Consider the following 9,971-nt stretch of genomic DNA (forward strand, 5'->3'; position numbering starts at 1 on the left):
GGGCGGCGCAATTGTCGGTGAAGCGCCACCCCCCGCCGGCCGGCCGGCCGAGCATTGGGGGCATGGACGCCCTGCTCGACCTGCTCCGGGGGACGGTCACCTCACCGTGGGTGTACCTGGTGATCTTCGGGCTCACCGCGGTCGACGCGTTCTTTCCCGCGGTGCCGGGCGAGGCGGCGGTGATCACCGCGGCGGTCCTCGCCGCCGACGGTGGGCACCCCAACGTGGTCGCGGTGATCGCCGCCGCCGCACTCGGCGCGCTGGTCGGCGACCACATCTCGTACGCCATCGGCCGGGGCGGCGGCGGCAACCGGCTGGCGCGCCTGCCCGCCGGCAGCCGTCGGCGGGCCAGCTCCGACTGGGCCCGGCACGCCGTGGACCGGCGCGGCGGGCTGATCCTGACCACCTCCCGGTACCTGCCGGGCGGCCGGACCGCGGTCACCCTCACCATGGGCGCGGTGCGCTACCCACGCCGGTCGTTCCTGCTCTACGACAGCATCGCGACGGTCACCTGGGCGCTGTACTGCGGCCTGCTCGGCTATTTCGGCGGGCTGGCCTTCGAGCGCGATCCGGTGCGGGGCGTCCTCGTCGGTGTGGGGCTGGCGGTGACCGTCACGTTCGGCATCGAGGGCTTCCGTCGGCTGCGCAGCCGGGCGCGCCGCCGCGCCGCCGCCCACCACTGACCCATGGCGCCGCTGACCGGGGCCGCTCGGCCTCCGTTCACAGCAGGTCGGCATCGTGCACCAGGATCGCCAGTTGCACCCGGTTGCCCGCCTGAAGCTTCGCCAGCGCCCGGCTGACGTGCGCCTTCACGGTGGCCTCGCTCATGGTCAACCGGCGGGCGATCTCCGCGTTGCCGTGCCCGCGCGCCACCTCCCGGACAATCTCCAGCTCGCGCGCGGTGAGCGGGGCGAGCCGCTGGCGCGCCGCGTCCCGGCGGGCCGGGCCACGCTCGGCGAACGAGCTGATCAGCCGCCGGGTCACCGTCGGGGCGAGCATCGCGTTCCCGGCGGCCACCGTCCGGACGGCCTCGGCCAGCTCCCGGGGCGGGGTGTCCTTGAGCAGGAAGCCCACCGCGCCGGCCCGCAACGCCCGGTGCACGTACTCGTCGAGGTCGAAGGTCGTCAGCATGATCACCTTGGGGCCGGCGGCCACCACGTCGGCTGCGGCGGTCAGCCCGTCGACGACCGGCATCCGCACGTCGAGCAGCATCACGTCGGGGCGTAACCGGTGGGCCTGCTCCAGCGCGCCCGCACCGTCCGCCGCCTCGCCCACCACCGCGATGTCCGGCGCCGCCTCGAGGATGAGCCGCAGCCCGGCGCGGACCAGTTGCTCGTCGTCGACCACCACCACCCGAATCACGCCGCACCGGCCACCGGGATCAGGGCGCGCACCAGGAAGCCATCGCCCACCGGCGCCGCCTCCAGCCGGCCGCCGAGCAGCTCCACCCGCTCGCGCAACCCGAGCAGCCCGTGCCCGGCCCCGGGCAGGGTCGGCCCGGGGCCGGACGGGCCGTTGTGAACCACCACCTCCAGTCCGCCGGGCAGATAGCGCAGGGAGACGGTCGTCTCGGCGTCGGCCGCGTGCTTCCGGACGTTGGTCAGCGCCTCCCGGACCACCCGGTACGCGGTGCGTCCCACGGTCGCCGGCAGCGTCGTGGCCACGCCCTCGTCCCGCCGGCACACGCGGAGCCCGGCGGCGCGGGACTCCCCGATCAGCTCGTCCAGGGCGTCGAGCGTCCGCTCCGGCACCGCGGCCGGGCCGGCCTGTCGCAGCACGCCCAGCACCTCGCGCAGGTCGATGAGCGCCAGCCGACCGGTCTCGCGGATCAGCGCGGCGGCCTCGACGATCTCCGGGTCGGCGGCGGTCACCTCCAGTGCCCCGGCGTGCACCACCATCAACGACACCCGGTGCGCCACCACGTCGTGCATCTCCCGGGCGATACGGGTCCGTTCCTCGGCGCGGACCTGATCGGCCCGGGCTTCCTGCTCGCGTTCCAGCCGTTCGGCCCGGTCCCGCAGGGCGGCGAGCGTGTCCCGTCGCGCCCGCACCCAGAGGCCGACGACCAGGGGAAGCCCGACCACGCAGGCGGTCAGCAGTAGCACGTTGCCGACGGTGGCGGTCGTGACTCGACGCGCCCCGCCCACTGCCAGCCCGACCAGCACTCCACTGGTCAGCACCAGGGCGACCCCGACGAGATAACCGGTGAGCCGGCGGCCCCGCAGCCGCAGGCCCGCCTGGTACGAGGCGACCACTCCGGGTGCCGCGGCGGCGAGCACCAACCAGCTGACCGCGGCGGCCAGGAACAGCGGCCAGCGCCGGGTCCGGACCAGGCCGGCGGCCCAGCCCGAGGCGGCGGCGAGCAGCAGCGCGACGACGCCGGGAAGCGGGGAGCGAACGCCGACCGCGCCGGTCGCGCTGGCCCAGACGGCGGCGGTCACCACCGCGGCGAGCAGCAGCGGGGCGTACCGCTCGACGACCCGCCGGAGCACGACGGCGCTGGAGGCCACGCAGCGAGCGTAGGGCTCCGCCGGCGGATCCGGCCGGCCGCAGACGACAGACCCGGGTGTGGTGGGGGAAGACCCCTACCCGCCGTCCGGGCCGGACGCTACCTAAGTCGTGCCTCCCGGCCGACCACCGGCCGATGGCGACAGCCGCTGGCGGAACAAGCATCGGGGGCATGGATCTGCTCGACCTTCTGCACCAGACGATGTCCTCGCCGTGGGTGTACCTGGCGATCTTCGCGATCGCGGTGCTCGACGGCTTCTTCCCGGTGGTCCCGAGCGAGACCGCCGTGATCACCGCCGGAGTGTTCGCCGCCTCCGGCGCGCCCGACCTGCCCGCCGTGATCCTGGTGGCCGCCGCCGGGGCCTTCGTGGGCGACCACGTCTCGTACGCCATTGGGCGCAGCGGCGGCGCCCGGGTGCTCGACCGGCTTCCGACCGGCGGCCGGCGCCGGACCGCCGTCGACTGGGCCCGCCGGGGGATCGCGGCCCGGGGCGGCCTGATCCTCACCGTGGCCCGCTACGTGCCGGGTGGCCGGACCGCGGTCACCCTCACCATGGGCGCGGTCCACTATCCCCGGCGACGGTTCCTGGTCTTCGACGCGCTTGCCGCCGGCTCGTGGGCGCTCTACTCGGCGCTGGTCGGCTACCTCGGTGGGCTGGCCTTCGAGCAGGACCCGCTGCGCGGCCTGCTGCTCGGTCTCGGCCTCGCGCTGACCGTGACCATGGTCGTCGAGGTGGGCCGCTGGCTCGGCCGGCGCCGCCGTTCCGCGAGGTCGGTGCCGGCGACCCGGCCGGTCAGCCGGACACCGGCCCGGTGACGGCGGAAGCGGTCGGGGGCGTCAGTCGGTGGGCGGGCACCAGGTGACGCCGCTCAGAAGTTGGCCGGCGCCGAGCCAGGCCACGTTCATCATCCGGGTGGCGGTCTTCTCCGCGTCGGCCTCCGGGTGGTCCGCGAGCCAGTCGGCCAACGACTCGGTCGCGCCGACGAGGGCGTACGCGACCACCTCCAGGTCGGCGCCGGCCACCTCGCGGCCCTCGGCGCGCAGCGCGTGGTCGAGCATTCCGGCGACCACCTCGACCAGCCGGGCCCGCATGGTGGCCAACTCGGTGGCGAACGGCTGCTCGCCCCGGGCCTGTCGGTAGAGCACGGCCCACCCGTCTCGGTACGCGCCGACGAAGCCGAAGAACGCCCTCAGCCCTCGCCAGAGCCGTTCGTCGGCCGGCAGGTCGGGGGCGGCGGCGCCGGCGATGGCCTGCATCATCCGGGTGCCCTCCCGGTGCAGGCAGGCGACGAACAGCTCCTCCTTGGTTCCCAGGTACGCGTAGACCATGGGCTTGGAGATGCCGGCGTCCTCCGCGATCTCGTCCATGCTGGCGGCGTGGAAGCCACGTCGGGAGAAGACCTTCACGGCCGCGTCGAGCATCTGCTGCTCACGGACGGCCCGTGGCAGGCGCTTGAAGGCGGGACCGGTGGACACCTTGCGAGCATACCTACTCGTGCGTAGGGTTACGCGCGAGTAGCCAAATCTTCTCGGAAGGCGCGTCTCATGACTGACTTCGACCCGGCCACGTTCGCCAACGTCGGCCCCAAGGAGTTCGCCCAGCTGGTCAAGTCCACCCCGGACGACAAGATCGCCCAGGTGATGTCCGGTGACCTGCGTGGGAAGGTCCTGGGCGAGGTGTTCGGCCGGATGCCGTCACTGTTCCGCGCGGACCGGGCCGGCTCCACGAACGCGGTCATCCACTGGGTCATCACCGGTCGCCCGGACGGCGGCAGCGACACCTACGAGGTGGTCATCGCCGACGGCAAGTGCCAGGTGAACGAGACCCCGCAGCACGACCCGAAGCTGAGCCTGACCATGGGCCCGGTGGAGTTCCTGAAGATCGTCTCCGGTGGCGCCAACCCGGTGATGATGTTCATGACCGGCAAGCTCAAGGCGAAGGGCGACCTGGGCCTCGCTGCCAACATCGCCAACCTGTTCGACATCCCCAAGGCCTGACATGGCTGAGTTCTCGCTCGACCTGACCGAGGAACAGCGGGACCTGCGCGACTGGGTGCACGGCTTCGCCGCCGAGGTCGTGCGCCCGGCCGCCGCCGAGTGGGACGAGCGCGAGGACACCCCGTGGCCGGTGATCCAGGAGGCCGCCAAGGTCGGCCTCTACGGCTTCGAGTTCCTCGCCACCTGCTGGGCAGACCCGACCGGGCTCTCCCTGCCCATCGCCAGCGAGGAGCTCTTCTGGGGTGACGCCGGCATCGGGCTGAGCATCTTCGGCACCTCCCTCGCCGTCGCCGCCATCTACGGCGCGGGCACGCCCGACCAGATGGTCGAATGGGTCCCGCAGTGCTTCGGCGACGTCGACTCGCCGGCCGTCGCCGCCTTCTGCACCAGTGAGCCGGAGGCCGGCTCCGACGTCGGCGCGATGCGCACCCGCGCCGTCTACGACGAGGCCACCGACGAGTGGGTGCTGACCGGGCAGAAGGCGTACGCCACCAACGGCGGGATCGCCGGGGTGCACGTGGTCACCGCCTCGGTCGACCCGACGCTCGGCTCCCGGGGTCAGGCGGCGTTCGTCGTACCGCCGGGCACCCCCGGCCTGGCCGCCACCCGCAAGCTGCGCAAGCTGGGTCTGCGCGCGTCGCACACCGCCGACGTCTTCCTCGACGGGGTACGCGTGCCCGGGCGCTGCCTGCTCGGCGGCCGGGACGCCCTGCTGGAACGCCTGGACCGGGCCCGCTCCGGGCAGCGGGTCACCGGGCAGGCCGCGATGCGCACCTTCGAGCTGTCCCGACCCACCGTCGGCGCGCAGGCGCTCGGCGTGGCCCGGGCCGCCTACGAGTACGCCCTGGAGTACGCCAAGGAGCGGGTCCAGTTCGGACGGCCGATCATCGAGAACCAGGCGGTCGCGTTCGCGCTGGCCGACATGCGGATGGAGATCGACGCGGCGCGGTTGCTGGTCTGGCGGGCCTCCTGGATGGGCCGCAACAACCGCCCGTTCACCGCCGGCGAGGGGTCGATGTCCAAGCTCAAGGCCGGCGAGGTCGCGGTGTCGGTCACCGAGAAGGCGGTGCAGTTGCTCGGCGGGGCCGGCTTCCTGCGCGACCACCCGGTGGAGCGCTGGTACCGGGACGCGAAGATCTACACCATCTTCGAGGGCACCTCCGAGATCCAGCGGTTGGTGATCTCCCGGGCGATCTCCGGAATGCAGATCCGCTGATCACAGCGGTTGGGCAGCTCGGCGGATCCGGTGCATGATCGACAGCAGAGCCCGAGGATGGGCCCCTCCGGGGGCCCATCCGTGCACCCGAAGGAGGCCCAAGGGCATGGACCTGCCGTTCGTCGTCGCCACGCTGACCCGGCGCGGCCTGCTCACCCCGGGCCGGCCCATCCGCGTCGCCTCGCAGCTCAACGCCCTGCGTACCTGGGGCTGGAGCCTCGCCGGCGAGCTGCGCCAGGCCGCCGCCCGGGACCCCGGCCGGCCGGCGGTGCTCGACGAGCACGGCAACGCGCTGACCTACCAGGAGCTGCTCGACCGGGCCGAGCGGCTGGCCCGCGCTCTGCGCGCCGCGCTCGGCGTACAGGCCGGCGACCGGATCGGGGTGCTCTGTCGCAACCACCACGGCCTGATCGAGACGATCGTGGCAGCCACCCTGCTCGGCGTGGACGCGGTCCTGGTCAACACCGGCCTGTCCGCCGCGCAACTGGCCACCGTCGCCGAGGAGCAGCGACTGCGGGTGCTGGTGCACGACGACGAGTTCGCCGAGCTGGTTCTCGGGCTCCCGGCCGAGCTGCACCGGGTCGACGAGCGCGCCCATGCCGAGCTGATCGCCGGGGCGCTGCCGGGCGAGCTGCGCCCACCGGAGCGCGACGGCCGGATCATCGTGCTGACCTCCGGCACCACCGGCTCCCCCAAGGGCGCCCGCCGGCCCACCCCGAACGGCTTCGGGCCACTGGTGTCCATCATCGACCGGATCCCGCTGCACACCCGGGACACGGTGATGATCGCCGCACCGATCTTCCACACCTGGGGCTTCGCGGCGCTGCAGGTGTCCTTCGCGTTGCGGGCCACCATCGTGCTGCACCGCCGCTTCGACCCGGCCGCCACGCTGGCCGCGCTCGCCACGCACGGCTGTGACGCCCTCTTCGCCGTACCGGTGATGCTGCAGCGGCTGCTCGAGGAGCCGCCGCCGGACCCGCGGCCCGCGCTGAAGGTGGTCGCGGTCAGCGGCTCGGCGCTGCCCGGTGGGCTCGCGCCGGCGTTCATGGACGCCTACGGCGATGTGCTCTACAACCTGTACGGCTCGACCGAGGTCTCCTGGGCCTCCATCGCCGGGCCGGCCGACCTGCGGGAGGCACCCACCACCGCCGGCCGGCCGCCGCACGGCACCCGGCTGGAGATCCTCGACGACAGCGGCGAGCCGGTGCCCGGCGGCCGGGTCGGCCGGATACTCGTCGGCAACGAGATGCTCTTCGAGGGCTACACCTCCGGCGCGACCCGGGAAACCCACGACGGCCTGCTCGACACCGGCGACCTCGGCCGGATCAACGCCGACGGCCTGCTCTTCGTCGACGGACGCGCCGACGACATGATCGTCTCCGGTGGGGAGAACGTCTTCCCATCCGAGGTGGAGGACCTGCTCGCCCGGCTGCCGCAGGTCCGTGAGGCCGCCGTGATCGGTGTGCCGGACCCGGAGTACGGCCAGCGGCTGGCCGCGTTCCTCGCCCTGCACCCCGGCGAGACGCTCGACCCCGAGGCGGTCCGCGAGTACGTCCGGCACTACCTGGCCCGCTTCTCCGTACCCCGGGACGTGATCTTCGTGAAGTACCTGCCCCGCAACGCCACCGGCAAGGTGGTCAGCCGCGAGCTGCGCCGCTACTACGGCTGACCGACCACTCAGGGATAGCCCTCGACGTCGACCGGCAAACCCGCCACCCCCTCATCTCGCCGGTCAAACGGCGGCGAGGCGGGTGGAGGTTGCCCGGGGTCAGGCGGGAATCGTGATCCGGCCGTCGACCGCGGCGGCGGCGATGTCGGTGCGGTGCTGCGAGCCGGCCAACTCCACCCCGCCGACCAGCGCGTACGCGGCAGCCCGCGCGGCGGCCAGGTCGGCGCCGGTGGCCGTACCGCAGAGCACCCGACCACCCGCGGAGAGCAACGCGCCGTCGCTGGCCCGACGCGCGGTGCCGGCGTGGATGATGCCCGGCCGGTCGGCGCCGGTGATCACATCGCCGGTGCGTGGCGCCGCCGGATAGCCCTGCGCGGCGAGCACTACGGTCACCGCGGCCCCCGGCCGCCAACGCAGCGGCGGATGCTCAGCCAGCGTGCCGGTGGCCGACGCGTGCAGCAGCCCGCCCAGCGGCGTCTCCAGCAGAGCGAGCACCACCTGGGTCTCCGGGTCGCCGAAGCGTGCGTTGAACTCGATCACCCGTGGACCGGCGGCGGTGATCGCGAGCCCGACGTAGAGGAGGCCGCCGAACGGGGTGCCCCGGCGCCGCAACTCCGCCAGGGTGGGGTGGACCACGTCGCGCATGACCTCGTCGACCAGGCCGGCCGGCGCCCAGGGCAGCGGCGCGTACGCCCCCATACCGCCGGTGTTCGGGCCGGTGTCACCGTCGCCGATCCGCTTGAAGTCCTGCGCGGGCAGCAGCGGCAGCGCCGCCTCGCCGTCCGTGACCACGAAGAGGCTGACCTCCGGGCCGTCGAGGAACTCCTCGACCACGACCCGGCCACACTCGCGTGCGTGCGCCAGCGCGGCGGACCGGTCATCGGTGACCACGACGCCCTTGCCGGCGGCGAGCCCGTCGTCCTTCACCACGTACGGCGCGCCGAACTCGTCGAGCGCCCGCGCGGTGCTCTCCTCGTCCGCGCAGACGTACGCCCGGGCGGTCGGCACACCGGCGGCGGTCATGATGTCCTTGGCGAAGGCCTTGGAGCCCTCCAGCCGGGCAGCCTCGGCCGACGGGCCGAACACGGCGATGCCCTTGGCGCGGACCGCGTCGGCGACCCCGGCCACCAGCGGCGCCTCCGGCCCGATCACCACCAGGTCGGCAGCGGTCTCCACGGCCAGCGCCGCCACCGCGGCCGGGTCGGTCGGAGTCACCGCCCGCAGCTCAGCCACGCCCGCGATACCCGGATTACCGGGTGCCGCGATCAGCGCGGTAACGGCCGGATCACCGGCCAACCCGAGCGCGAGCGCATGCTCCCGCCCCCCACCACCCACCAGAAGAACCCGCACGACCCAGGATCCTACTGTCCCCCACCCCCGTCCCTGTTGATCATGAAGTTGTTGCACCCCGCCTCGGTGTGTCGTGGCAACAACTTCATGGTCAACGCCGCCGCGCCCCGGCGATCGCCTGGCGGACGGTCCACGGGATGTAATCGGGTTGGAGGGTGTCCGACCAGGTGAAGCGGAGGACGGTCCAGCCGGCGTTGACCAAGCGGTTCTGGCGGCGACGGTCGGCGAAGGCGGCCTGCGGCGTGCCGTGTGCGCCCCGGCCGTCCGCTTCCGCGATCACTCGTGGGGCACGCCAGCCGAGGTCGCCGATCCCCAGCAGATAGCCGTCGTCATCGCGGACCTCAAGCTGCAACGCGTCGGGCGGCACCCGGCCATCGACGCAGCGGAGCCGGGCGCGCGTCTCGAGCGGCGACTGCGCCCGCCCGTCCGCCTCGCCGAGGTAGCCACGAGCGGCGACCGCGCCGCGCCGCCCGCGAATGAGACGCGGGATGGAGAGCAGGTCATCGGCGGCCACGAGGTGACGATTCAACGCCGAATCCAGCACGCTCACCGCAGAGAAACGATCAGCACGCAGGGTGAGGTCGGCAAGGGTCCGAAGCGGCCCAGTGGCGCTGATCCCGTCAACCTGGACGAGGTGCTCTGGCGGGATGGCCAACTGATGGACCACCACCTCCGGGTAGGCGAGCCGGGCCGGCCTGGCGACGGGACCCGGCAGCGACAGATGAATCAGCTCGGTGACCCGCATTCCGGCCAGTCCGTGCAGCTCGGCGGCCGTGGCGAGAACCGCTGTGGCCGCCGGACCGAAGGAGGCGACCGCGGCCCTGATCCGCGCCCGTCGAGGCACGGCGTCGTACAGGTCGGCGTCCACCAGATAGCTGCCCCGCGCCACAACCCGCCAGCGGCCGGCCCGGCAGAACCGCTGCACCTCATGCGTAGTCAAGCCGGCGGCTCGCGCCTGACCGAGCGTCACAATCCCGTCCCGCTCGGCCGCGACCCGCCGCACAACATCCAAGGCGTCCACCCGGCCACCCTGACCGACCCCGGAACCCGATACACCCCCCTGTGGACAACCAAACCGACCCTGTGGACAACCGCGCCGCTAGCGCAGGTTGATCATGAAGTTATTGCCGCGACACGCCGCTTGGGGTCAAGTGGTGAGTGCAATCGTCAGGCGGCGATGAGGTGGTCCAGGCGCTCGGCTGGGGTTGCCCAGTCGAGCGTCTGGCGGG

Annotated in this window: 10 protein-coding genes; 5 read left to right on the forward strand and 5 right to left on the reverse strand. The window is 73.3% G+C overall.

What is annotated here, in order from left to right; all coding sequences use genetic code 11:
• Positions 1 to 62: 62 nt before the first annotated feature.
• Positions 63 to 683 carry a DedA family protein gene (locus DKT68_RS28560; protein ID WP_109820480.1) on the forward strand — a complete coding sequence of 207 codons (621 nt, stop codon included), beginning with the start codon at positions 63 to 65 and terminating at the stop codon, positions 681 to 683.
• 37 nt (positions 684 to 720) lie between these two features.
• Here the strand turns inward: DKT68_RS28560 and DKT68_RS28565 are convergent, their stop codons facing one another.
• Together DKT68_RS28565 and DKT68_RS28570 are read right to left on the reverse strand one after the other, a co-directional pair.
• Positions 721 to 1,362, reverse strand: a complete 642-nt coding sequence (locus DKT68_RS28565) for a response regulator (RefSeq protein WP_109820481.1) — start codon at positions 1,360 to 1,362, stop codon at positions 721 to 723.
• Positions 1,359 to 2,510: a sensor histidine kinase gene (locus DKT68_RS28570; RefSeq protein WP_201749225.1), complete on the reverse strand. Its 1,152-nt coding sequence runs from the start codon at positions 2,508 to 2,510 to the stop codon at positions 1,359 to 1,361. Before DKT68_RS28570 ends, DKT68_RS28565 begins: the two co-directional genes overlap by 4 nt.
• Positions 2,511 to 2,680: 170 nt before the next feature.
• Between DKT68_RS28570 and DKT68_RS28575 the strand changes: the two genes are divergently transcribed.
• Entirely contained in the window at positions 2,681 to 3,325 is a 645-nt protein-coding gene (locus tag DKT68_RS28575; RefSeq protein WP_201749226.1) for a DedA family protein, read from the forward strand.
• A 21-nt stretch (positions 3,326 to 3,346) separates the two neighbouring features.
• On the opposite strand, the gene DKT68_RS28580 is transcribed toward DKT68_RS28575, so the two are convergent.
• Positions 3,347 to 3,985, reverse strand: coding sequence for a TetR/AcrR family transcriptional regulator (locus DKT68_RS28580; protein WP_109820482.1), 639 nt, complete (start codon positions 3,983 to 3,985; stop codon positions 3,347 to 3,349).
• 69 nt (positions 3,986 to 4,054) lie between these two features.
• Here DKT68_RS28580 and DKT68_RS28585 point away from each other — a divergent pair, with 69 nt between their 5' ends.
• The 3 genes from DKT68_RS28585 (at position 4,055) to DKT68_RS28595 (ending at position 7,392) form a co-directional block, all read left to right on the forward strand.
• Positions 4,055 to 4,507 carry an SCP2 sterol-binding domain-containing protein gene (locus tag DKT68_RS28585; protein WP_109820483.1) on the forward strand — a complete coding sequence of 151 codons (453 nt, stop codon included), beginning with the start codon at positions 4,055 to 4,057 and terminating at the stop codon, positions 4,505 to 4,507.
• 1 nt (position 4,508) lies between these two features.
• Positions 4,509 to 5,723, forward strand: a complete 1,215-nt coding sequence (locus DKT68_RS28590) for an acyl-CoA dehydrogenase family protein (RefSeq protein WP_109820484.1) — start codon at positions 4,509 to 4,511, stop codon at positions 5,721 to 5,723.
• Between the two features lie 106 nt (positions 5,724 to 5,829).
• Positions 5,830 to 7,392 carry an AMP-binding protein gene (locus DKT68_RS28595; RefSeq protein ID WP_109820485.1) on the forward strand — a complete coding sequence of 521 codons (1,563 nt, stop codon included), beginning with the start codon at positions 5,830 to 5,832 and terminating at the stop codon, positions 7,390 to 7,392.
• A 99-nt stretch (positions 7,393 to 7,491) separates the two neighbouring features.
• Here DKT68_RS28595 and purD read toward each other — a convergent pair whose 3' ends face one another.
• Together purD and DKT68_RS28605 are read right to left on the reverse strand one after the other, a co-directional pair.
• A complete protein-coding gene (gene purD, locus DKT68_RS28600) occupies positions 7,492 to 8,742 on the reverse strand; it encodes a phosphoribosylamine--glycine ligase (protein WP_109820486.1) in 1,251 nt (416 codons plus the stop codon).
• 91 nt (positions 8,743 to 8,833) lie between these two features.
• Positions 8,834 to 9,763 (reverse strand): type IV toxin-antitoxin system AbiEi family antitoxin domain-containing protein, encoded by a 930-nt coding sequence (locus DKT68_RS28605; RefSeq protein ID WP_109820487.1) that lies wholly within the window; start codon positions 9,761 to 9,763, stop codon positions 8,834 to 8,836.
• Positions 9,764 to 9,971: the final 208 nt, after the last annotated feature.

The organism is Micromonospora acroterricola, assembly GCF_003172955.1.
Classification (GTDB): domain Bacteria; phylum Actinomycetota; class Actinomycetes; order Mycobacteriales; family Micromonosporaceae; genus Micromonospora; species Micromonospora acroterricola.